This is a genomic window from Pseudomonas sp. FP1762 (assembly GCF_030687105.1).
In the GTDB taxonomy this organism is placed as follows: Bacteria; Pseudomonadota; Gammaproteobacteria; order Pseudomonadales; family Pseudomonadaceae; genus Aquipseudomonas; species Aquipseudomonas siliginis.
The window spans coordinates 3,811,729-3,834,873 of record NZ_CP117458.1 but is presented as its reverse complement, the minus strand read 5'-3'; the positions used below and the strand labels follow the sequence as shown (position 1 = coordinate 3,834,873).

21 protein-coding genes are annotated in these 23,145 nt (G+C 60.7%); 7 read left to right on the top strand and 14 right to left on the bottom strand.

Translation table 11 applies throughout. The features are described from left to right. Positions 1-185: 185 nt before the first annotated feature. From zapE to PSH90_RS16945, 3 genes are all read right to left on the bottom strand, one after another. The gene (gene zapE / locus PSH90_RS16955) at positions 186-1,316 is read right to left on the bottom strand and encodes a cell division protein ZapE (RefSeq protein ID WP_305381112.1); all 1,131 of its coding nucleotides are present in this window, start codon (positions 1,314-1,316) and stop codon (positions 186-188) included. Positions 1,317-1,525: 209 nt separating this feature from the next. Further along, positions 1,526-2,281 (bottom strand): anti-sigma factor, encoded by a 756-nt coding sequence (locus PSH90_RS16950; protein WP_110600761.1) that lies wholly within the window; start codon positions 2,279-2,281, stop codon positions 1,526-1,528. Further along, a complete protein-coding gene (locus tag PSH90_RS16945; RefSeq protein ID WP_056788806.1) occupies positions 2,278-2,784 on the bottom strand; it encodes an RNA polymerase sigma factor in 507 nt (168 codons plus the stop codon). Before PSH90_RS16945 ends, PSH90_RS16950 begins: the two co-directional genes overlap by 4 nt. A 156-nt stretch (positions 2,785-2,940) precedes the next feature. Between PSH90_RS16945 and PSH90_RS16940 the strand changes: the two genes are divergently transcribed. After that, entirely contained in the window at positions 2,941-4,047 is a 1,107-nt protein-coding gene (locus tag PSH90_RS16940) for a catalase family peroxidase (RefSeq protein ID WP_236168558.1), read from the top strand. Further along, positions 4,044-4,589: a cytochrome b gene (locus PSH90_RS16935; protein ID WP_129999585.1), complete on the top strand. Its 546-nt coding sequence runs from the start codon at positions 4,044-4,046 to the stop codon at positions 4,587-4,589. Before PSH90_RS16940 ends, PSH90_RS16935 begins: the two co-directional genes overlap by 4 nt. Before the next feature lie 59 nt (positions 4,590-4,648). On the opposite strand, the gene PSH90_RS16930 is transcribed toward PSH90_RS16935, so the two are convergent. Further along, positions 4,649-5,800, bottom strand: coding sequence for a M14-type cytosolic carboxypeptidase (locus tag PSH90_RS16930; RefSeq protein WP_236168559.1), 1,152 nt, complete (start codon positions 5,798-5,800; stop codon positions 4,649-4,651). 95 nt (positions 5,801-5,895) lie between these two features. Here PSH90_RS16930 and PSH90_RS16925 point away from each other — a divergent pair, with 95 nt between their 5' ends. After that, on the top strand, positions 5,896-6,114 hold the full coding sequence (locus PSH90_RS16925) for a hypothetical protein (protein ID WP_143979101.1): 219 nt from the start codon (positions 5,896-5,898) through the stop codon (positions 6,112-6,114). A 104-nt stretch (positions 6,115-6,218) separates the two neighbouring features. Here PSH90_RS16925 and PSH90_RS16920 read toward each other — a convergent pair whose 3' ends face one another. Then, positions 6,219-6,617: a DUF3077 domain-containing protein gene (locus tag PSH90_RS16920; protein ID WP_041477380.1), complete on the bottom strand. Its 399-nt coding sequence runs from the start codon at positions 6,615-6,617 to the stop codon at positions 6,219-6,221. A 130-nt stretch (positions 6,618-6,747) separates the two neighbouring features. On the opposite strand from PSH90_RS16920, the gene PSH90_RS16915 reads away from it, so the two are divergent. Further along, entirely contained in the window at positions 6,748-7,407 is a 660-nt protein-coding gene (locus PSH90_RS16915; protein WP_071172928.1) for a LexA family transcriptional regulator, read from the top strand. Positions 7,408-7,449: 42 nt separating this feature from the next. On the opposite strand, the gene PSH90_RS16910 is transcribed toward PSH90_RS16915, so the two are convergent. The 4 genes from PSH90_RS16910 to PSH90_RS16895 all read right to left on the bottom strand — a co-directional run bounded on the left by PSH90_RS16910 (position 7,450) and on the right by PSH90_RS16895 (position 13,115). Continuing rightward, positions 7,450-9,399, bottom strand: coding sequence for an acetyl/propionyl/methylcrotonyl-CoA carboxylase subunit alpha (locus PSH90_RS16910; RefSeq protein ID WP_305381110.1), 1,950 nt, complete (start codon positions 9,397-9,399; stop codon positions 7,450-7,452). After that, positions 9,399-10,211 carry a gamma-carboxygeranoyl-CoA hydratase gene (locus tag PSH90_RS16905; protein ID WP_305381108.1) on the bottom strand — a complete coding sequence of 271 codons (813 nt, stop codon included), beginning with the start codon at positions 10,209-10,211 and terminating at the stop codon, positions 9,399-9,401. The genes PSH90_RS16910 and PSH90_RS16905 overlap by 1 nt, the downstream gene beginning before the upstream one ends. A gap of 120 nt (positions 10,212-10,331) precedes the next feature. Continuing rightward, positions 10,332-11,939: a carboxyl transferase domain-containing protein gene (locus PSH90_RS16900; protein WP_305381106.1), complete on the bottom strand. Its 1,608-nt coding sequence runs from the start codon at positions 11,937-11,939 to the stop codon at positions 10,332-10,334. Between the two features lie 12 nt (positions 11,940-11,951). Further along, positions 11,952-13,115, bottom strand: coding sequence for an isovaleryl-CoA dehydrogenase (locus PSH90_RS16895; protein WP_130903010.1), 1,164 nt, complete (start codon positions 13,113-13,115; stop codon positions 11,952-11,954). Between the two features lie 300 nt (positions 13,116-13,415). On the opposite strand from PSH90_RS16895, the gene PSH90_RS16890 reads away from it, so the two are divergent. Further along, a complete protein-coding gene (locus PSH90_RS16890) occupies positions 13,416-15,113 on the top strand; it encodes an AMP-binding protein (protein ID WP_305381105.1) in 1,698 nt (565 codons plus the stop codon). Between the two features lie 656 nt (positions 15,114-15,769). Here PSH90_RS16890 and PSH90_RS16885 read toward each other — a convergent pair. From PSH90_RS16885 to PSH90_RS16875, 3 genes are all read right to left on the bottom strand, one after another. Beyond that, positions 15,770-16,669 (bottom strand): hydroxymethylglutaryl-CoA lyase, encoded by a 900-nt coding sequence (locus PSH90_RS16885; RefSeq protein ID WP_252886437.1) that lies wholly within the window; start codon positions 16,667-16,669, stop codon positions 15,770-15,772. Between the two features lie 145 nt (positions 16,670-16,814). Then, positions 16,815-17,213 carry a MerR family DNA-binding transcriptional regulator gene (locus PSH90_RS16880; RefSeq protein WP_039763349.1) on the bottom strand — a complete coding sequence of 133 codons (399 nt, stop codon included), beginning with the start codon at positions 17,211-17,213 and terminating at the stop codon, positions 16,815-16,817. A 199-nt stretch (positions 17,214-17,412) separates the two neighbouring features. After that, positions 17,413-18,342, bottom strand: coding sequence for a LysR family transcriptional regulator (locus tag PSH90_RS16875; RefSeq protein WP_262135995.1), 930 nt, complete (start codon positions 18,340-18,342; stop codon positions 17,413-17,415). A 171-nt stretch (positions 18,343-18,513) separates the two neighbouring features. Here PSH90_RS16875 and PSH90_RS16870 point away from each other — a divergent pair, with 171 nt between their 5' ends. After that, a complete protein-coding gene (locus tag PSH90_RS16870; RefSeq protein WP_305381103.1) occupies positions 18,514-19,743 on the top strand; it encodes an acyl-CoA dehydrogenase in 1,230 nt (409 codons plus the stop codon). A 121-nt stretch (positions 19,744-19,864) separates the two neighbouring features. Here the strand turns inward: PSH90_RS16870 and PSH90_RS16865 are convergent, their stop codons facing one another. Both PSH90_RS16865 and xthA read right to left on the bottom strand, forming a co-directional pair. Then, positions 19,865-21,199, bottom strand: coding sequence for a phosphate ABC transporter substrate-binding/OmpA family protein (locus PSH90_RS16865; protein ID WP_305381101.1), 1,335 nt, complete (start codon positions 21,197-21,199; stop codon positions 19,865-19,867). A gap of 179 nt (positions 21,200-21,378) precedes the next feature. Continuing rightward, positions 21,379-22,191, bottom strand: coding sequence for an exodeoxyribonuclease III (gene xthA, locus PSH90_RS16860; RefSeq protein ID WP_305381099.1), 813 nt, complete (start codon positions 22,189-22,191; stop codon positions 21,379-21,381). A gap of 260 nt (positions 22,192-22,451) precedes the next feature. Between xthA and PSH90_RS16855 the strand changes: the two genes are divergently transcribed. After that, positions 22,452-23,102 carry an N-acetyltransferase gene (locus PSH90_RS16855; RefSeq protein WP_305381097.1) on the top strand — a complete coding sequence of 217 codons (651 nt, stop codon included), beginning with the start codon at positions 22,452-22,454 and terminating at the stop codon, positions 23,100-23,102. The last annotated feature ends 43 nt before the right edge of the window (positions 23,103-23,145 follow it).

Here is a 23,145-nt window from a genome sequence, read left to right as displayed (position 1 = left end):
TGGAGCGACGCGGGGGCGCGGGAATGGGCGACATGATAGCGGTAAAGCGGATGCTGAACGGATTTTGAGTTGTCCCGGGACCTTGTGGGAGCGAGCCTGCTCGCGAAAGCGGCGTATCAGTTAAATGAACTCTGACTGACATACCGCTTTCGCGAGCACAGGGCTCGCTCCCACAGGGTAGGGTGTCAGTTGGGAGCGTGGATTTCCTGCAATTGCCCCAACCGGCTGCGCGTGCGCGCCAGGTCGATGGCGTGACCTTCCAGGCTCTGGCCCAGCGGCAGTTGGCCGAGCAGGGTCAGGTGCTTGTCCTGATCGTAGAGCACGTCGATCAAATTGATGAAGCGCTGTTGCACGGCGATCGGACACTCGCCGAGCGGCGGCAGGTCATCGATGATCCACTGGTCGAAACGCTGGCACAGTTGCAGATAATCCATCACTGCCGTTGGCTGTTCACACAGGTCGTTGAAGGTGAACGCGACTCGCCGGCCTTGGCAGAAACGGGCCTGAAGCTGGCGCTTGCCAACTTCGAGGGCAAGGGCAGGCGCGTCGGCCGGTGGCAGGTCCAGAGCCTGGCGCTGCGCTGTTGTAGCCGGCCAGACGTAATGCCCTTGGGTAAACACTTGATGCGAATGCTGGCGGTTCAGCGTGCGGTAGTCGTGGTCGCCGCCGACTTCCATCACCTGCATGCGCGTGTTGATCAGCTCGATCACCGGTTTGAAGCGTGCGTGATACAGCGGGTTGGGCAGCAGGCCTTCCGGCGCGTAGTTGGAGGTTACCAGCAACATGATCCGCCGTTTGAACAGGGCCTTGAACAAACGCGTGATCAGCATCGCGTCGCCGATGTCGTGCACATGAAATTCGTCGAAACACAGCACCTGGCAATCTTCCAGCAACTCATCCAGGGTGATTTCCAGCGCGTCTTCCTCCTGGCGGTGACGGAACATGCCGTCGTGCAGCCGGGCAAAAAACTGATGGAAGTGCAGGCGACGTTTGCGCGGGATCGGCAGTGCCTGGAAAAAACCGTCGAGCAACCAGCTCTTGCCGCGCCCGACGGCTCCGTACAGGTACAGACTCGGCGGCGTGTGGCCGCTGTCGCCCAGCAGTACGCTGGCCTGCTGCGCCATGCAGTCGATGACGTGCTGCTGGCTGTGGCTGAGGGTGTAGCCCTGGCTTTTGGCCTTGTCGCGGAAGTAATCGCGGATGGTCGCGGCATGAGCATCGTGCCCGGCGCTGACGGGCAGGCTTTTGCCGAACAGGCGGCGCAACAACGGCCAGCGTTGGCTCAGTCGTGATCGTTTCGGCGTTCGGGCGGGCACGCGGGAAAGGCTCCTGGTTGATCGGGCGGGCTCCACCGGGAGCGCGGTGGCCCAAGTGTAACCAGAGCTCAGGGGCTGGCTCCATGAAATATGTGCACGGTCCCCTGTAGGAGCTGACGAGTGCAACGAGGCTGCGATCTTTTGATCCTGGGTTGCCGCGAACAGATCGCAGCCTCGTTGCACTCGTCAGCTCCTACAAGGGGCGGATTTCAGAACGGCGGCGATTGCTTGAGCAACTCTGCTGCCGGCGAGTCGGTCGGGCTGACCACCGCATAGTTGTAGCCCGGCCCTGACCAGTAATCGGCCTGCAGATCGCCATCGCTGCGCGAACCGCGCGGCAGCAGGGTGTTTTTCGGCCCCGGTGGACGCAGGTAGAAACTGACCTTGTGACCGCTGCCATCCTCATACATCACCATCGCCGCCGCGCCTTCATCGGTGCTGAGCAAACGCCCGCTGACCGGCTCGAATCCGGCAGCTTTCAAGTCCGGCAAGCGCCCGGCACCGCTGAAGTAGCGGTCGAGCCAACGCTGCATGTCGCCGTCGCTGTCGACCTTGTAATCGGCGGGCAGTACGCCTTGCTGGGCGATCAGGCGATAGGCTTGCAACGCGTCAGTCATCGGCAATTGCGCAGGGCGCGCCAGGGTCATTTCCCGTGCCTGCCAGCCACTGAAACCGCCAATGCTCACGGCAATCAGCAGCACCGCCGCGCTGGCCAGGTGCCGACGGGACTGCTGGCGGCGGCGCTGGCGAATCATCATCGGGTCAAGCGCCGGATTGGCCGGTTGCTGCAACGCGCCACTCAGCGCTGCGCGCAGCTGCTGGGCGTCGCGTTGCCAGGCGCGCACCTGCGCCGCTTCTTCAGGGTGACTGGCCAGCCAGGTCTCGAGCACGCGCCGATCGGCGTCGCTGAGCTGGTGGTCGACATAGGCGTGCAAATCACGTTCGCTGGGAGGCAGGCTGATCATTTGAGTATCCGCAAGGAAGGGCTGCTGATTTCGCCGTCGCTGAGTTGGCGCAAGGCCTGGCGGGCGCGGGACAGGCGCGACATCACGGTGCCGATCGGGGCGCCGAGGATCTCGGCGACCTCTTTATAGGACAGGCCTTCCACCGAGACCATCAGCAGCAAAGCGCGCTGTTCGGTCGGCAGGCGTTCGAAGGCTTGCAGGGTCGACTGGGCAATCACCGTGCGTTCCACAGACGGCTCGGCATCGTCGCGACCGGTGAAAAATTCCAGCATCCGCGCATAGCGCCGCGAACGACGGTGCGCATCGAGAAATTGCCGATAGAGGATCGCGAACAGCCAGGCGCGCACGTCGCCATCAGCGCGTTTTTCGCCCCACGCCGAGAGTGCCCGCTCGAGGCTGGCCTGGACCAGATCGTCAGCGCTGCTGCTGTTGCGCGTCAACGACACGGCGAAGCGGCGCAATCTGGGAATGATTTCTCTCAACTGTTCGTCGAATTCGCTCATGAATGTCTGCTGGTCGCTACGCTGTGGACTAGGAAGACGCCCGTCAGCGCAGGTTATTCCCCGTGCGCAAAAATAAATACCGCGCCGTGGAATAAACCCGGACGGGGTGCGTCTTGCTGACTCTTTCCACTTGTGGCCGATGGCCTGGAGATATTCATGGTTGATCGCTCGTCCCCAAACGCTGCACCGCCCGGCAGGCCGCCGCGCGAGCCACTGAGCGCCGCGAGCCTGGTTTTACGTCTGGGCGGCATTGCCGTGATTGTCGCTGCCGTGGCCGGGGCGTTTGCCTACGTGCATGGCAATCTTGACCCACAACGATTGACGCCAAAAGCGTTGGTCGATGTGCTGGAAAAGAACAACGGCGTGCATCCCGGCTTTCGTCGCAATCACGCCAAGGGTGTCTGCGTGATCGGCCATTTCGAAAGCAGCGGCGAGGCGCGCGCGTTCTCCACGGCACAGGTGTTCAACCTGCCGCAGACACCGGTGGTGGGGCGTTTCGCCTTGCCGGCCGGCAATCCCTACGCGCCGGACAGCGCCGTACCGATCCGCAGCCTGGCGCTGCGCTTCACCCAGGCGAACGGTCAGCAATGGCGCACCGGGATGAACAGCATGCCGGTGTTTCCGGTGGGCACGCCCGAAGCGTTCTACCAATTGCAGCAGGCGCAGTCGCCGGATCCAGCCACCGGCAAGCCAGACCCGACGAAGGTGCCGGCGTTTTTTGCCGCACATCCGGAAGCCGTGCCGTTTCTGACGTGGGTGAAGACCGCCAAGCCTTCGGCCAGCTACGCCACCGAAACCTATAACAGCATCAATGCGTTCTATCTGGTCGATGGCAACGGTAAAAAACAGGCCGTACGCTGGAGCATGACGCCGCTGGCGCAGGACGCGGCGGGTGCCACGGCTCCTGAAGGCGCGGACTTTCTCGAGAAGGATCTGGTGCAACGCCTGGCCGCCGCACCCTTGCGCTTTCAGTTGAACATCACCCTGGCCAACGCCGGTGACCCGGTGAACGATGCCAGCAAGACCTGGCCCGCAGATCGCAAAGTGTTGAACGCCGGAACCCTGGTGCTGGTGAAGACCCAGCCGCAACTCAGTGGCGAGTGCCGTGACATCAACTACGACCCGCTGGTGCTGCCGGCCGGGATTCAAGGATCGGAAGATCCACTGCTGGCCGCGCGTTCTGCCGGCTATGCCGATTCCTACCTGCGTCGCACCAGCGAAGTCAGCCAGTTGCCCGCCGCCAAACAGGAGGCTCGTCCATGAACAAGCAACCGACGCATTTCGTTTTGCTGGCGCGCCTGCTGCACTGGCTGATGGCGCTGATGATCATCGCCATGCTGTTTATCGGCGCGGGCATGGTCACTTCGGTGTCGTCTCGCCATGAATGGCTGATTCATCTGCACAAGCCCCTGGGCATCGCGATTCTGGCGCTGGTGATCGTGCGCCTGCTGGTGCGCTTCACCACGCGCCAACCGCCGCTGCCGGATGATCTGCCGGGCTGGCAGGTGCTCGCAGCCAAGGCTTCCCACGTCTTGTTGTATGCGTTGATGCTGGTGTTGCCGTTGCTCGGCTGGGCGATGATCAGTGCCTCGGGCGAGCCGGTGATGCTCTCGGCGTCGCTGCATCTGCCGCCAATTGTGCCGGCCGACGCGCAACTGTTTGCGTTGCTGCGCAAGTCCCATGGCTATTTGGCGTATCTGCTGTTTCTGACAGTGCTGCTGCACCTGGCGGCGGCGCTGTTCCATGGCTGGGTGCGTCGTGACGAAGTGCTCGACAGCATGTTGCGCGGGCGCGATCGCGGCTGACCCTATAACGCAAAAGATCGCAGGCCGGCTGCGATCTTTTGTTGTTGCAGGGAAGGGGATCAGCGCAGGGTGTCGACCATGTCGGCGAAGGTGGTCAGCACATCCTTGCCCAATTGCTTGGAACGTTTGCCCGACCAGCCGGTGATCTTGTCCGGGTGGTCGTCGTGGTCCTTGAACGGCATCTCCAGGGTCAGCGACAGGCAGTCGTATTTCTGTCCGACGCTGTTGCAGGCCAGGGTCATGTTGGCCTGTCCCGGTTCGTCGCGGGTGTAGCCATAGGTGGTCTGGAAGTCTTTGGTGGTGTGCTTCAAGTGGCTGCGGAAATGCTCTTCAAGCTTTTCGATGCGCGGCGTAAAACCAGGATTGCCTTCACAGCCGGCGGTGAAAACGTGAGGTATGGTTTCGTCGCCGTGTACGTCGATAAACGCATCGACGCCATACTTTTGCATCTGCTGCTGAACGAATAGCACTTCCGGGCTGATGTCCTGGCTGGCGTTCTGCCAGGCCCGGTTCAAGTCCTGCCCCATGGCATTGGTGCGCAGGTGGCCGTGGAACGCGCCGTCCGGGTTCATGTTCGGCACCAGATACAGATCGGCGCTGGCCAGCAGTTTGTTCAATACCGGATCGTCCTGTCGTTCCAGACGCTCGATCACACCTTCCATGAACCATTCAGCCATGTGCTCGCCCGGATGTTGCTGGGCGATGATCCAGATTTTGCGCTGGCCTTCGGCACCGGTGCCTTTGCGCAGCAGCTGAATGTCGCGGCCCTCGACACTTTTGCCGGTCGCCAGCAATTCGGTGCCAGCCTTGCTTAGCGCTTGCTCGATCAACCAGTCGTGGCGGCCGCGGCTGTAGGGTTCGAAGTAGGCGAACCAGGCGTGGGTCTGTTCCGCTTCGAGGCAGAAGCGCAGGCTGTCGCCTTCGAAGCTGGTGGGGATGCGGAACCAGTTGACGTGATCATACGACGCCACCGCTTGATAGCCCGGCCAGCCTTTGCTGTAGGTCGATTGGCTGGCGTTGACCAGGCGAAACCAGTGTTCCTGGTGCACATGCAGGCCGCTGGCCTTGAAGTGGAACCACTGAAAATGAGCGCTGCGGGTGTCCGGGCGGATGGCCAGGACGGGACTGAGCGGGTTGCTGATATCGATGACTTGGATATTGCCGCTGTCGAAATTGGCGCTGATGTCGAACGAAGATTTGGCCACGGTCATGGTCGGTTCCTGATCAGGATTTTTATGACCGGTACTTTACACGCAGGCAGGGCTGAAACCGAGGGGAATCGCGGGTGTAGCGGGGGGCGTCTTCCGTGACGCGCCAGCAGCTTAGAGGCTATGCGATTGATTCTCAAGTGCTGATTGCCATTAGTTTCGCCCAATGTGGCTGGGCTCGGCTTGCCAATCAATATTCTTTTGATATTATCCGCGCCATCGAATTTGCAGCACCCAAAGACTTCATTAGCCTGAAGACACAAGCCCGAAAAACGGGCAAAAAAAGACCCGGCAAAAAGCCGGGTCAAAAACCGTGATTAGCCTGATGAGGAGATAGTCCAGAAGACCGACCTAAGGTCTCTGGTCCATCGACTGATCTCGCGACCAGCTGCTTGCAATAATAATCATTATCATTTGCAAGTCAAATGTTTTTATCTGCGCGATGGGAAAATTCTTTCCTGTCCGCCCGTACCTTGTCCGCCGTGACTTCATCGTTGTCGATCGAATGGTCGACCATCGCCCGCGCCATATCCACCATGTGCACCACCGAAAAGGCCAGATCGCGACTGGTGCCTTGCAGGTTTTCTGCGGCCTTGAACGCGGTGGCGGCTGCACATCGCAACAAGTCCGAGGCATGCACCAGCGCTTCTTCGCCGCTGAGATGGTTTTTGACATTGAAAAAACGTTCGTCCGTCTCGGATTTCGAAACAGTCGGTTTCAAGTAGTAGTCCAGCGCGCGCTGTGCGGCGGCATTGCCCTGAGGGGAGGTGAAGCTGGTGTCGATTTGCAGATCGGGCAGGTCTTTGCTGCTGATGTTCATCATGAAACGTCACTCCATGTTCGATTGAAAGTCCGTTCCTCTAGGATAGTACCGCCTGTATTTGTGACTAGGATTTAAAGACTACAATATGTGTTTTGCCGGTCGAAGACGTCCGCGTAAGGTGCGGCACATGGATAAATGGATTGAGTTGGTCAAGGCCAAGATGAGTGAACTCAAAGTCACTCAAACAGAGCTCGGAGAGCGCGTCGGCATGTCCCAGGGCGGGATCGGTCATTGGCTGAACAAGCGTCGCGAACCCGGTGTTACCGAAATGAACCGCGTGCTCAAAGCGCTGGGAATGGACTTCCTCGAAGTCGTTCTGGTGATCCGCGAACCGCAGCCGACGCCGGAAGACGAAATGCCGCTGGCGCAGAAGTACAACCCGTACTTCCGTTATCCGGTCTGCGATTGGCGTGCACCGTGCGAAGTGCGTGACACTGCGGCGAGCTATCCCGGAGCATCAGCGAAGCAGCGCTTCGAACTCACGGATTACCACGCTCGCGGCGGTGCGGCGTTCTGGCTGACAGTAACCGGGGATTCGATGACCGCGCCGAGCGGCCAGAGTGTTGCCGAGGGCATGCTGATTCTGGTCGATCCGGAGTTGGAGGCAGTGCCTGGCAAACTGGTGATCGCCCAGTGGCCGGACAGCGAAGAAGCGATTTTCCGCAAGCTCGACGAACAGGCCGGCCAGCGTTACCTGGTGCCGCTCAATCCGACCTGGCCGAAAACCCTGCTCACCGATGAATGCCGGATCATCGGCGTGGTGGTTCAGGCAACGGCGCGTTACTGAACGGATCGATCCTCGCTCAAGGCCAGGATCGATCCTTTTATTTCATCCCTCTTCCAGTTCAACCAAAGCGCTGCCTTCACTGACCATATCGCCTTCCCGGCAATACAGCGCTTTGATCACACCGGCCTGCGGCGCACGGATGCTGTGTTCCATCTTCATGGCTTCAAGCACTACCAGTTGCGCCCCGGCCTCAACCGACTGTCCCGTTTCGACCAACACACGCACGATGCTGCCGTTCATTGGCGCGGTCAGACCGCCCTGATGGCTGTGGCTGGCCTCGACGGCGCTGATCGGATCGAACGCTTCGATGCGCCGCAACTCGCCGTCCCATTCCAGATACAACACGCCACCCTGACGAATCGCCCGCAATGTGCGGCGCACGCCGTCATGCTCGACGATTTGTGCTTCGCCCAGCAGTTTTGCATGGGCCGCAGTTCTCAAGGTCAACGCGCGATCCTGTCCCTCGCAACTCAAATGCAAGGTGATTTGCGCCGGCAAACCTGCGCGCAAACCACTACCGCAAGACCAGGGCGAGGCGGGATCATCCGCCCGAGCACGCTGCGGCAGACTCTTCGCAAACGCCTGCGCCGCCGCCTGCCAGAACTCATCGCTCAACGTGCCTGGTGCGGGCAGCAATTGCTCCTGATAGCGCGGAATGAACCCGGTATCCAGCTCTGCCGCCGCAAACGCCGGATGCGCGATGATCCGGCGCAGGAAATTGATGTTGGTCTTCAGCCCGCCAATCGCAAACTCGTCGAGCATGCTCAACAGACGCAAGCGTGCCTGTTCGCGATCTTCACCCCAGGCAATCAGCTTGCCGAGCATCGGGTCGTAGAAGGGCGATATCTCGTCACCTTCCTCAACGCCGCTGTCCACCCGCCGCCCCGGTCCCTGCGCCGATTCGCGATACAAGTCCAGACGCCCGGTGGCCGGCAGGAAATCATTCGCCGGATCTTCGGCATACAAGCGCACTTCGATCGCATGACCATTGAGCGGCACCTGCGCCTGAGTGATCGGCAGCGTTTCCCCACGGGCGACGCGAATCTGCCAGGCGACCAGATCGAGCCCGGTGATTGCTTCGGTCACCGGGTGCTCGACTTGCAGCCGCGTGTTCATCTCCATGAAGAAAAACTCGCCGCGCGCATCCAGCAAAAACTCCACGGTACCGGCGCCGACATAACCGATCGCCTGCGCCGAACGCACGGCCGCTTCGCCCATTGCTCGGCGCAACTCGGGCGACAGGCCCGGCGCCGGGGCTTCTTCGACGACTTTCTGGTGACGACGCTGGATCGAACAATCGCGCTCGTTGAGATACAGGCAGTTGCCGTGCTGATCGGCGAACACCTGAATCTCCACATGACGTGGCTTGAGCAAATACTTTTCCACCAACATCCGCGAGTCGCCAAACGACGATTGCGCTTCGCGCTGCGCCGAGGCGAGGGCTTCAGCCAGTTGGCTGACATCCTCGACGACTTTCATGCCTTTACCACCGCCGCCGGCCGTAGCCTTGAGCAGCACCGGATAACCGATGCGTTCGCAGGCTTCGCGGAAGGTGTCGAGGTCCTGCGCCTCGCCGTGATAGCCCGGCACCAAAGGCACACCGGCCTTTTCCATCAACGCTTTGGCGGCGGATTTGCTGCCCATCGCGTCGATGGCCGAGGCGGGCGGGCCGAGGAAGATCAGCCCGGCGGCTTCGATGGCGCGGGCGAATCCAGCGTTTTCCGAGAGAAAGCCATAGCCGGGATGAATCGCCTGGGCACCGCTGGCCTTGGCGGCGGCGATCAATTTATCGATTTGCAGATAACTCTCGGCGGCCTTGCTGCCACCCAGATCGACGCGGATATCGGCTTCCCGGCTGTGCCGCGCATCGCGGTCGGTGGCGCTGTGCACAGCGACGGTAGTCAGGCCCAAGGCCTTAGCGGTGCGCATCACGCGGCAGGCGATTTCGCCACGGTTGGCCACCAATAGGGTGGTAATCACAGGTGCGCTCATCAACGCGACTCCTTGGTGGATGCGGCTTGCCAGTTCGGTGGGCGTTTTTGCAGGAAGGCGCGCAAGCCTTCTTGGCCTTCAGGGCTGACGCGAATCCGCGCGATGGCATTTTCGGTGTAGCGGCGCAGGGCCGGGGTCAGCGCGCCGTTGCCGACTTCACGCAGCAAGTCCTTGCTGGCACGCATGGCCGCGGGGCTGTTGAGCAACAGGTTGTCGATCCACTGTTCGACCTGATGCTCCAGTTCAGCCGCAGGATAGCTTTCGGCGAGCAAGCCAATCTCCCGCGCCCGCTGCCCGTTGAAGCGCTCGGCAGTCAGCGCATAGCGCCGCGCCGCACGCTCACCAATCGCTTGCACCACGAACGGGCTGATTACCGCTGGGGCCAGACCGATGCGCACTTCCGACAGGCAGAACTGCGCGTCATCGGCGCCGATCGCCATGTCACAGCAACTGATCAAGCCCAGCGCGCCACCGAACGCCGCGCCTTGCACCACGGCCAGCGTGGGGATTTTCAGCTTGGCGAGGTTGTACATCAGCTCGGCCAGCTCGCGGGCGTCATCGAGGTTGGTGTGGTAATCGAGTTCCGCCGATTGCTGCATCCACGCCAAGTCGGCGCCGGCACTGAAGTGCTTGCCGCGCCCACGCAGCAGCAGGAAACGCAGGTTCGAATCGCTGGCCACCTTGTCGAGGGCGAGGATCAGTTCGCGGATCATCTCGGCGTTGAACGCGTTGTTTTTCTCGGCGCGGTTGAGCCATAACGTCGCAAAACCGCGTGGATCGGTTTGCAGTTCGAGGGTATTGAAGTCGCTCATATTCATCTGTCTCCACGGTTCTTGTGGGAGCGAGCCTGCTCGCGAAAGCGGGGTATCAGTCGATCTATCCGCTGCCTGACAGAGCGCATTCGCGAGCAGGCTCGCTCCCACAAAAAAACATCACATCCGGAACACACCGAAGCGGCTCGGTTCGATTGGCGCGTTCAGCGACGCGGACAAGGCCAGGGCCAGTACATCGCGGGTCTGCGCCGGGTCGATGACGCCGTCATCCCACAGCCGCGCGCTGGAGTAGTAGGGATGACCCTGTTCTTCGTACTGATCGAGAATCGGCTGCTTGATCTCGGTCTCCTGCTCGGCGCTGAACGCCTGACCGCTGCGTTCGGCCTGTTCGCGCTTGACCTGCACCAGCACACCGGCGGCCTGTTCGGCGCCCATCACGCCAATCCGCGCGTTCGGCCACATCCACAAGAAACGCGGATCGTAAGCGCGCCCGCACATGCCGTAGTTGCCGGCACCGAAGCTGCCGCCGATGATCACGGTGAATTTCGGCACCTTGGCGCAGGCCACTGCGGTCACCAGTTTCGCGCCGTGTTTGGCGATGCCGCCGGCCTCGTATTTCTGGCCGACCATGAAACCCGTGATGTTCTGCAGAAACAGCAGCGGGATGCCGCGCTGGCAGGCCAGTTCGATGAAGTGCGCGCCTTTCTGCGCGGCTTCGGCGAAGAGGATGCCGTTGTTTGCCAGAATCGCGATCGGGTAGCCGTGCAAGTGCGCGAAACCGCAGACCAGCGTGGTGCCGAACAGCGCTTTGAATTCATCGAACACCGAGCCGTCGACCAGCCGCGCGATCACTTCGCGCACATCGAATGGCTGTTTGGCGTCAGCCGGAACCACGCCGTACAACTCGTCGCAGGCGTACAGCGGCGCGATCGGCGTGCGTTGCTGCACCTCGCCGAGCTTGCGCCAGTTGAGGTTGGCGACGCTGCGGCGGGCGAGGGCGAGGGCGTGTTCGTCGTTCTCGGCGTAATGGTCGGCCACGCCGGAGGTCTTGCAGTGCACATCGGCGCCGCCCAGATCTTCGGCGCTGACCACTTCGCCGGTCGCGGCTTTTACCAGCGGCGGGCCGGCGAGGAAAATCGTCGCCTGGTTGCGCACCATGATCGCCTCGTCCGCCATCGCCGGCACATACGCGCCGCCAGCGGTGCACGAGCCCATCACCACGGCGATCTGCGGGATGCCCATGGCGCTCATGTTGGCCTGATTGAAGAATATCCGCCCGAAATGCTCGCGATCCGGGAACACTTCGTCCTGACGCGGCAGGTTGGCGCCACCGGAATCCACCAGATAAATGCACGGCAGGCGATTCTGCTGGGCGATGGTCTGCGCGCGCAGGTGTTTTTTCACGGTGAGCGGGTAATACGAGCCACCTTTCACCGTCGCATCGTTGGCGACGATCATGCACTCGACGCCTTCAACGCGACCGATCCCGGCGATCACACCGGCAGCCGGGACGTCTTCGCCATACACGGCGTGAGCCGCCAGTTGGCTGATTTCGAGAAACGGCGAGCCGGGGTCGAGCAAGCGATTGATGCGCTCGCGCGGCAGCAATTTACCCCGCGAGGTGTGGCGTTCCTGCGCTTTGACACCGCCACCCTGCGCCACTTGGGCGAGCAAGGTGTGCAGCGCGTCGACCTGTTTGAGCATCGCCGCACTGTTGGCGGCGAACTCCGCCGAGCGCGGGTTGAGCTGAGTGTGCAAAGTTGCCATGGTCAGCTCCGTTTAGCGCGTTTCGTTGAACAGTTCGCGGCCGATCAGCATGCGGCGGATTTCGCTGGTGCCTGCGCCGATTTCGTAGAGCTTGGCGTCGCGCAGCAGGCGACCGGCGGGGAATTCGTTGATGTAGCCGTTGCCGCCGAGAATCTGGATCGCGTCGAGGGCCATTTGTGTGGCGCGTTCGGCGGTATAGAGGATCACCCCGGCAGCGTCCTTACGGGTGGTTTCGCCGCGCTCGCAAGCCTGGGCCACCGCGTACAGATAGGCGCGGCTGGCATTGAGCTGGGTGTACATGTCGGCAACTTTGCCCTGGATCAGCTGGAATTCGCCGATGCTCTGGCCGAACTGCTTGCGGTCGTGGATGTACGGCACGATCAGGTCCATGCACGACTGCATGATCCCGGTCGGGCCGCCCGAGAGCACCACGCGTTCGTAATCGAGGCCGCTCATCAGCACTTTCACGCCACCGTTGAGCACACCGAGGATGTTCTCTTCCGGCACTTCGACGTCATCGAAAAACAACTCGCAGGTGTTGGAGCCACGCATGCCAAGTTTGTCGAATTTGTTGCTGCGGCTGAAGCCTTTCCAGTCACGCTCGACGATGAACGCAGTAATGCCGTGCGGGCCTTTTTCCAGATCGGTCTTGGCGTAGATCACGTAGGTATTGGCGTCAGGGCCGTTGGTGATCCAGGTTTTGCTGCCGTTGAGTACGAAGCGATCGCCGCGTTTGTCGGCGCGCAGCTTCATCGAGACCACATCGGAACCGGCGTTGGGCTCGCTCATCGCCAGGGCGCCGACGTGCTCGCCGCTGATCAGCTTCGGCAGGTATTTGGTTTTCTGTTCGTGGTTGCCGTTGCGGTTGATCTGGTTGACGCAAAGGTTGGAGTGCGCGCCATAGGACAACGCCACCGACGCCGAGCCACGGCTGATTTCTTCCATCGCCACCACATGCGCCAGATAACCCAGACCTGCGCCGCCGTACTCCTCCGGCACGGTGATGCCGAGCAGGCCCATGTCACCGAATTTGCGCCACATGTCGGCGGGGAACAGGTTGTCGTGGTCGATCTGCGCGGCGCGCGGGGCGATCTGATCGGCGACGAAGGACTGCACCTGATCGCGCAGCATGTCGATGGTTTCACCGAGGGCGAAATTCAGGGATGGATAGCTCATGAGGCACCTTTTGGCTTTTTTATCGGGTGGAGCGCACGACGAATCGGCGTTCAGCTTTACGTTAACGTAAAGCTTCCGGAGTTCGACTGTCAATCGGCTTTACGTAAGCGTCAACTTGGGCGAGAGTAAGGACAGTTCAGGATCAGATATCGGTTTGTTTCTGGTGGGAGCGAGCCTGCTCGCGAAAGCGCTGTATCAGTCGCCCTCAAGGCTGAATGACGCAGCGTATTCGCGAGCAGGCTCGCTCCCACAGGGATTCAAAACCGGGAAAACCCACTAATAAAGACAATAGGGGTCGTCATGGATCTACCCAGTGCAAACCCGCAGCGCAGCTACACCCGTGGCTCGCAGGACAAAGCCCTGCTGGCGATGACCATCGGTCAGCGCTTCGATCAGACTGTCGCGCAATACCCGGACGGCGAGGCTTTGGTGGTGCGCCATCAACAGTTGCGTTACTCCTGGCGGCAACTGGCCGACGCGGTGGATGAGCAGGCCAGGGCCTTGCTCGCACTGGGCTTGCAGACCGGTGATCGCCTCGGCATCTGGGCGCCGAATTGCGCGCAGTGGTGCATCACCCAGTTCGCCACCGCGAAGATCGGCGTGATCCTGGTCAACATCAATCCTGCCTACCGCAGCTCCGAACTCGAGTACGTGCTCAAGCAATCCGGCTGCCAGTGGCTGGTCTGTGCCGGAGCGTTCAAGACCTCGAATTACCATGAAATGCTCCAGGGCCTGGCGCCAGAATTGGCCGAGCACGCCATCGGTCAGCTGCGCAGCGAACGCCTGCCGGAGCTGCGCGGGGTGATCAGCCTCAATGCCAATCCGCCGCCGGGTTTTCTGCCGTGGTCGCAGCTCAGCGATCTGGCCGTCAGCGTCTCGCCCGATCAATTGCGCGAACGCAGCGCCAGTCTGCATTTCGATCAACCGGTGAACATCCAGTACACCTCCGGCACCACCGGTTTCCCCAAGGGCGCGACCCTCAGTCACTACAACATTCTCAACAACGGCTACATGGTCGGCGAAAGCCTCGGCCTGACGACTGCCGATCGTCTGGTGATTCCGGTGCCGCTGTATCACTGCTTCGGCATGGTCATGGGCAACCTCGGTTGCGTCACCCACGCCAGCACGATGATTTACCCCAATGACGCTTTCGATCCGGCGCTGACCCTGCAAGCGGTGGCCGAAGAAAAAGCCACGGCGCTGTACGGTGTGCCGACCATGTTTATCGCCATGCTCGATCAGCCGCAGCGGCAGACCTTCGACCTGTCGAGCCTGCGCACCGGGATCATGGCCGGCGCGACCTGTCCGATTGAGGTCATGCGCCGGGTCATCAACGAAATGCACATGAGCGAAGTGCAGATCGCCTACGGCATGACCGAAACCAGTCCGGTGTCGCTGCAGACCGGTCCAGCGGATGAGCTGGAGTTGCGTGTCACCACGGTCGGCCGCACCCAGCCGCAACTGGAAAGCAAGATCATCGACACCGCCGGCAACCTTGTGCCGCGCGGCACCATTGGCGAATTGTGCACGCGCGGTTACAGCGTGATGCTCGGCTACTGGAACAACCCGCAGGCTACTGCCGAAGCCATCGATGAGGCGGGGTGGATGCACACCGGCGACCTGGCGAGCATGAACGAGGAGGGTTACGTCAACATCGCCGGGCGTAACAAAGACATGATCATTCGTGGCGGGGAGAACGTTTATCCCCGTGAGCTGGAGGAATTCTTCTTCACCCATCCGGCGGTGGCGGACGTGCAGGTGATCGGTATTCCGTGCTCGCGCTACGGTGAGGAAATCGTCGCCTGGATCAAATTCCACCCCGGCCACAGCGCCTCGGAGCTGGAGCTGCAAGCCTGGTGCAAGGAGCGCATCGCCCATTTCAAGACACCGCGTTACTTCAAATTCGTCGACGCGTTTCCGATGACGGTGACGGGCAAGATCCAGAAATTCAGGATGCGTGAGATCAGTATCGAGGAGCTGAAAACAATCGAGGGATAATCACAAAATTTCTGTGGGAGCGAGCCTGCTCGCGAATGCGGTGTGTCATTCAGCGCAAATGTGTCTGGCACACCGTTTTCGCGAGCAGGCTCGCTCCCACAGGGATGCAGTGATAGAGAGACGAATTGCAGAAAGCACAAAGGGGAGCCGAAGCTCCCCTTTAATTTGTCGTTGCGTGCTCTTTTTATTATTGAGGGTCGGTCTGTTGTTGTTTTTGGCAACCGTGGCCCTGTACAGCTTTTGGCGACCCCCATCCGGGGTCAAGAGCAAACGTATTTTTTTGAGCGCTGATCTGCTTTCTCGTTTAACGATCCAACCGATTCGGGAGCTACCTGAAGGTAGTTTTATTGTTCTCTGCCCGGTTGCGGGTCACTCCTGAGAGCACCCTGAAAAGCACACCTTCTCCAAAAAAATCTGTTAGCTGCGTCTCTGCCGTGTTGTTCTTGTTATGTCAGAGTCGTTTCGTCTTGTTTTTATTGGTTTGCGGCTTTTTATTCTTGTTATGCCATAGAGATAGCAGGTGTCGTGCCAACTTTTAAAAAGGCTTATAAATCAGTGATTTAAGTTTTTCGGGCTTTTTCACCTCAGGGCAAAGCCAGACAATTTGTTTCCGTGTTACTCGCTTTTGCCCACTTCACTGATCCAGCGGTAACACCTCACTGCGCGCTGCGTGCCTTGGCCACTCGCGAACCGCTTGGACGGCCGAGCACTGCACTGATCTGCTGGCCCGCAGCAATCAAGGCGTCCAGGTCGATACCGGTCTCGATGCCCAAGCCATCCAGCAGGTACACCACGTCTTCGGTCGCGACGTTACCGCTCGCGCCTTTGGCGTAAGGGCAGCCGCCAAGGCCGGCGATAGAGCTGTCGAACACCGCAATGCCTTCGAGCAGGCTGGCGTAGATATTGGCCATGGCCTGGCCATACGTGTCGTGGAAATGCCCGGCAAGCTTGTCCCGTGGTACCTGCGCCGAGACCACCTCGAACAGGCGCCGGGTCGCGCCCGCCGTGCCGGTGCCGATGGTGTCGCCCAGCGACACTTCGTAGCAGCCCATCGCGTACAGCTCGCGCGCGACCATCGCCACTTGCTCCGGCGCGACCGTGCCTTCATACGGGCAGCCCAGCACACAGGAAACGTAACCGCGCACGGTAACGCCGTGTTGTTTGGCGGCCTCCATGATCGGCGCAAACCGCGCCAGGCTTTCGTTGATCGAGCAATTGATGTTGCGCTGCGAGAACGCCTCGGAGGCGGCGGCGAACACCGCGACTTCCTTGACCCCGGCGGCGAGCGCGTCTTCAAAGCCGCGCAAGTTCGGCGCCAGCGCGCCGTAGGTCACGCCGGGTTTGCGCTGGATCTGCGCAAACACCTCGGCGGAGCCGGCCATCTGCGGCACCCATTTCGGCGAGACGAAACTGCCGACTTCGATGTAGCCGAGCCCGGCGGCGCTCAGGGCATCGACCAGTTGCACCTTGTCAGCCACGCTGATCGGTTGGGCTTCGTTCTGCAGGCCATCGCGCGGGCCGACTTCGATCAGGCGTACTTGGGAGGGGAGGGACATGGGTGGGACCTGCCTGTTTTTTTAGTTCACGAAGAACCCTGTGGGAGCGAGCCTGCTCGCGAAAGCGGTGGATCAGTCACCGTTAATGTTGGATGACAGAATGCATTCGCGAGCAGGCTCGCTCCCACAGGGGCGCCAGTGTTGGCTAGACCGCCTGCTGGCTCTTGAGCGTCTGCTCCAACGCCTGCACGCAGCGCTCTTCTGCTGTATCCAGCTCAAGCTTCATCTGTTCGATATCCAGCAACTGCTGTTCGAGCTGTTCGCGGCGTTCGCTGATTTTTGCCAGCATGCTGTTGAGCTGTTTGGTGTTACCGCCGGACGGATCATAGAGTTCGATCAGCTCGCGGCATTCGGCAAGGGAAAAACCGATGCGCTTGCCGCGCAGGATCAGCTTCAGGGTGACCTTGTCGCGCGGCGAATAGATACGTTCCTGGCCACGACGCTCGGGGCTGAGCAGGCCTTGCTCTTCATAAAAGCGGATCGCCCGGGTGGTGATGTCCAGCTCGCGGGCGAGATCGGAAATGCTGTAGGTCTGACTGCTCATGAAAGCGCTCGGAAAAGGGGCATGGCGCTAAGCTAATCGGTGGTTTACGTTTACGTCAAGCGGGATGGTTTTGGGGTGTCCGTACAGGCCTCTTCGCGAGCAGGCTCGCTCCCACATTCGACCGCGTTCCTTCAGATGAAATGCAATTCATTGTGGGAGCGAGCCTGCTCGCGAAGAACGATAACGCGGTAAAAAAGCCCTACACCTTCTCCAGCTTCTTCTCCTGCGCCGTCACCTGTTGGCACAACTCGATCATCTGCTCGCGCATCCAGCGGTTGGCCGGGTCCTGGTCGGTGCTTTCGTGCCAATACAGGTGCGTTTCCACCGAGGGCACATCATTCACCGGCAAATTGAACGATTGCAGATCATGGCGGCGGGCGAAGCGTTCCGGCACGGTCATGACCATGTCGGTCTGCTGCATCACTTGCGAGGCCATCAGATAGTGCTGCGAGCGCAGGGCGATCTTGCGCTGGATGCCCATTTTGCCCAGCGCCAGATCGACATAACCCAGACCACTGCGGCGGCTGGAAATATGGATGTGAGTCAGCGACAAATAGTCATCGAGGCTGAGTTTTTCCTTGCTCGCCATTGGATGGCCCTTGCGCATGGCGCAGACGTAACGGTCGTCCATCAGCTTGACGTGGCGCACCTGCGGGTCGGTGTTGAGCGGCGCATCCACGGCGAAATCCAGACGCCCGGCGGCCAGTTCCTTGGTGGTTTCCCGGCGCTTGGACAGAAAGCTTTCGATGATCACCGTCGGCGCGAGGCGGCGCAGGCGCTGGAACAGTGGCGGCAGAATGATTGCCTCCGTCAAATCGGTCATGCTGATGCGGTAAGTCTTGGCCGCCTGCGCCGGGTTGAAGATGCGGCTTTCCTGCACCGACACGCGCAGCAGCGACAGGGCGTTGCGCACCGGGCCGATGATGTTCTGCGCCATCGGCGTGGGCACCATGCCCTGAGCGGTACGCACGAAGAGCGGGTCGTTGAAGGTTTCGCGCAACCGCGCCAGGGCATTGGACACCGCCGGCTGGGTGATGCCGACAATCTGCCCGGCGCGGGTCAGGTTGGCTTCGGTGTAGATCGCGTCGAAGACGATGAAAAGGTTCAGGTCGACCTTGCTCAGATTCATAACGCGGCTTCTCTTGTTATTAAGTGCAAGTGTTTTGGGGCTGACGATCAGCGGATCATATATTGGTGATGAATGTTTATACACGCCGAGAATAGGCTAGGTAAATGATCAGCGCTGTTCTAGCATCGATTGCATGACTTGAACAACCTCTGCCCGAGAAGGTAACTACCCATGGATTTCGCTTATTCGCCCAAGGTTCAGGAACTGCGTGAGCGCGTGACTGCGTTCATGGACACTTACGTTTACCCGGCCGAAGCGGTGTTCGAACGCCAGGTCGCCGAGGGCGATCGCTGGCAGCCGACCGCAATCATGGAAGAGCTCAAGGCCAAGGCCAAGGCTGAAGGTCTGTGGAATTTGTTTCTGCCTGAGTCCGAGCTGGGCGCCGGCCTGAGCAACCTCGAATATGCGCCATTGGCGGAAATCATGGGCCGTTCCCTGCTGGGGCCGGAGCCGTTCAACTGCTCGGCGCCGGACACCGGCAACATGGAAGTATTGGTGCGCTACGCCAACGAAGAGCAGAAACAGCGCTGGCTCGAGCCGCTGCTGCGCGGCGAGATCCGTTCGGCGTTCGCCATGACCGAGCCCGACGTGGCATCTTCCGACGCGACCAACATGGCCGCCCGTGCTATGCGTGATGGCGATCAGTGGGTGATCAACGGCAAGAAATGGTGGACTTCCGGCGCCTGCGATCCGCGCTGCAAGATCCTGATTTTCATGGGCCTGAGCAACCCCGACGCGCCGCGTCACGCCCAGCACTCGATGATTCTCGTGCCGGTCGACACCCCCGGGGTGAAAATCGTCCGTCCGCTGCCGGTGTTCGGCTACGACGATGCACCGCACGGTCACGCCGAAGTGCTGTTCGACAACGTTCGGGTGCCGTACGAAAACGTCCTGCTCGGTGAAGGACGCGGCTTCGAAATCGCCCAGGGTCGCCTTGGCCCAGGCCGCATTCACCACTGCATGCGTTCGATCGGCATGGCCGAACGTGCGCTGGAACTGATGTGCAAACGCTCGGTGAGCCGCACCGCGTTCGGCAAACCGCTGGCGCGTCTGGGTGGCAACATCGACAAGATCGCCGACTCGCGGATGGAGATCGACATGGCGCGCCTGCTGACGTTGAAAGCGGCGTACATGATGGACACCGTCGGCAACAAAGTGGCGAAAAGCGAGATTGCGCAGATCAAAGTCGTCGCGCCGAATGTCGCCCTGCGGGTGATCGACCGGGCGATTCAGATGCACGGAGGGGCAGGGGTGTCGAACGATTTCCCGCTGGCCTATATGTATGCCATGCAGCGCACCCTGCGTCTGGCCGACGGCCCCGACGAAGTGCACCGCGCGGCGATTGGCAAGTTCGAGATCGGCAAGTATGTGCCGAAGGAGATGATGCGTAGCGGTCAGTAATACCGAGTTGCCTCATTCGCGAGCAGGCTCGCTCCCACAAGATTTGTGCACGCCACAGATCCAATGTGGGAGCGAGCCTGCTCGCGAAAGGGCCTGCACATTCAGCAGATCGACATCAGGATCAATACACCCAAACCTCAACCCGCCGATTCTTGATCCGCCCTTCATCCGCGCTGTTGGTCGCCACCGGCATCAGCGCACCAAAGCCGCGTACTTCGCGCATGACCACACCGTTTTTGACCAGCTCGCGCCGCACCGCCATTGCTCGCAGCTTCGACAGTAGATCAGCCCGCGCCGGGTCATCCTTCAAATCACCAAACCCCACCAGCGTCACCGCCCGTTCGGTCTTGCCATTGCGCTTTATATAGTCGAGCACCCGCGCCAGATCCTGCCGCGCCTTGTTGTCCAGACTGGCGCTGCCCTCGGCAAAACGGAAATTCACTGTCAGACGCTGGGCATGCCGGCTGAGAGATTGATAACCCTCTGGCATCAGCGCATTCGGCGCCACGCTCATGGCCTGCACGGTCTGGCTGACAAAACCGCTGGTCGCGACGATCGCCTGTCCCTGTGGACTTTGCGCGAACGTTGCCAACGCCTGCGCCCACGGATTCTGGATGTCCGGCGGTAGATAAAAGAACAAGCGCCGCGACAGCGGATAGTCTTCGGTGGCGATCAGGCTGTTCAGCGGCAGCATCGCTTGCGACGCGCCGTCGGCAATCGCTACGGCTTTGGCTTGACGCACATAGGGCAAGCCGATGAAGCCGATACCTTGCGGATCGTTGCTGACTGCATCGGACAATTGCTCGCTGGATTCGAAACGTTTCGCCGCGCTGCTCAGACTTTTCCCACGCCGGCTCAGGACCAGTTCCTTGAACGTGTCGTACGTCCCCGATTGATCATCCCGCGCATATAAATGAATGGCGCCGCCACGGCCACCGAGTTCTTCCCAGGTTTTCACTTCGCCGGCAAAAATCCGCGCCAGTTGCTCGGTGTTCAACTGCTCAAGCGGGTTGGCCGGGTTGAGGATGATCGCCAGGCCGTCGATGGCAATGACTTGTTCGGCCGCCGGGCTTTTCAGATCGCCGAGGGTTTGCAGGGCAAGCAGTTCGCTGTCCTTGATCTCACGGGAAGAGGCGGCCAGATCGGCGCTGGCGTTTTTCAACGCAGCGAAACCGGTGCTGGAACCGTGAGCGGCAACTTCGATGATCACGCGTTGCCCTTGTGCGGTCTGGCCGACGATGCGTTGTTCGTTGGCGGTGTCCGGGGTTTCGCGGTGGATTTTCAGCAGGCCTTGTTCCTGCAACAGGCCTTCGACCAGCGCCGGACCCAGATCGGCACCGATGGTGTTGGAACCCTGAATGCGCAATGCCGGGCCGTTTTCGGGGATCGGCAGGGCGGCGGCGTAGATCGACAGCCAGCCACTCAACAGGAAAACGCAGAGAACACGCAGGGTCATGCCGGCACCGAATCAAGCCAAGGGGATTGCCGGGGAGATTAAGTCAGGCGCGTGACCGAAATATGACAGGGGATTACCTGTGGGAGCGAGCCTGCTCGCGAAGGCGCCGTGTCAGTCGAAAAATTCGTCGCTGATCCACCGCATTCGCGAGCAGGCTCGCTCCCACAATGAAAATTCCCTCAGGCCAGCTCAAGCCAGATCGGCGCATGGTCCGATGGCTTTTCCATGCCGCGCAGTTCGTAGTCCACGCCGGCATCCTTGACCCGTGGCAGCAGGCCATGGGACGCCAGAATTACATCGATGCGCAGGCCGCGTTTGGGCTCATCTTCAAAGCCACGGCTGCGGTAGTCGAACCAGCTGAACATGTCGCTCACGTCGGGATTGAGGTGACGGTAGCTGTCGGTCAGGCCCCAGTTTTTCAGGCGCGCCATCCACTCGCGTTCTTCCGGCAGGAAGCTGCATTTGCCGGTTTTCAGCCAGCGCTTCATGTTGTCCGGGCCGATGCCGATGTCGCAGTCTTCCGGGGAAATGTTCACATCGCCCATCACCACCAGCGGCTGTTCGTTGTGGAACTGGCTTTCCAGCAGCGCTTGCAGATCGCTGTAGAAACGCTCTTTGGCAGGGAATTTGGTTGGGTGATCGCGGCTTTCACCTTGTGGGAAATAGCCGTTCATGATCGTCACCGGCACGCCGTTGGCATCGGCAAAAGTGCCCCAGATAAAGCGCCGTTGCGCGTCTTCTTCATCGGTGGCGAAGCCTTTATGGATGGTGATCGGTTCGTTGCGCGAGAGCAGGGCGACACCGTAATGGCCCTTCTGGCCATGGAAGTGCACGTGGTAGCCGAGGGCGCGGATGTCGTCGTGGGGGAACTGGTCGTCGTGGACCTTGGTTTCCTGCAGGCCGATCACGTCGGGCTGATGTTTTTCGATCAGCGCTGCCAGCTGATGCGGACGGGCACGCAGTCCGTTGATGTTGAAGGAAACAATCTTCATGGTCGGCAGTCCTGGCAAAAGGGCGATGCTAGCTGACATGGGGGAGATGGGCCAGCGTGGGACAAATCATTTTGGCCTGTGGGATTTGTGATGCCCTATGCAGCGCCTCTGTGGGAGCGAGCCTGCTCGCGAAGAGGCCGGCAAGATCGATGAAGATCCCGACTTGGTCTATACCTGTCAGGGGAACCACATCACCCGCCCAAGGTTCGTACCAACAAGCGCGCCAGCCTCCGAGCGCGCCCCCGGGGAGAATCACTGCAATGCCTGAAACCCAGTCCGCCGTTGCCGACATCCACATGCTCGACCGCGGCTATTCACGCGAAGCCCGCTCGTTGCTGTATCAGGCCTATCGCCACGAGCCGACCTTCGGCTACCTGTTCGAAGCCGAGCGTCCCGGCTACGAACAGCGCGTGCGCGCGACGGTGCGCGAGTTGGTCAAACAGCATTTTCTCCAGGACCTGCCGGCGATCGGCCTGTTGGTCAACGATCGCTTGATCGGCATCGCCCTGATCGCACCACCGCAACGGCGCCTGGGCGTTACCGAGAGCTGGGCGTGGCGCTTGCGCATGGTGCTCAGCACCGGTTTTCGCTGCACCCGGCGTTATCTGGAATACCACGATGCCGTCGCCGCGTGCGTGCCGGGTGACTCGGTGCACATGCTTCCGTTGCTTGGCGTTCACCCGCAGTTTCAGGGCAAGCACTTCGGCGAACAGTTGCTCACTGCCGTGCACAACTGGTGCGCGGTCGATGAAACCTCGCAAGGGGTGGTTCTCGACACCGGCAACCCGCGTTACCTGGAATTCTATAAAAGGCAGGGTTATCAGGAGATCGGCGAGGTTGCCGTCGGGCCGGTGCGCGAACACGTATTTTTCCACGCCAATCCGCAGGTGTTACAAACAGCAACGGGATAATGATCGAACTTCTTCACAAATTACCTGTTCTATCAGGCTCCCG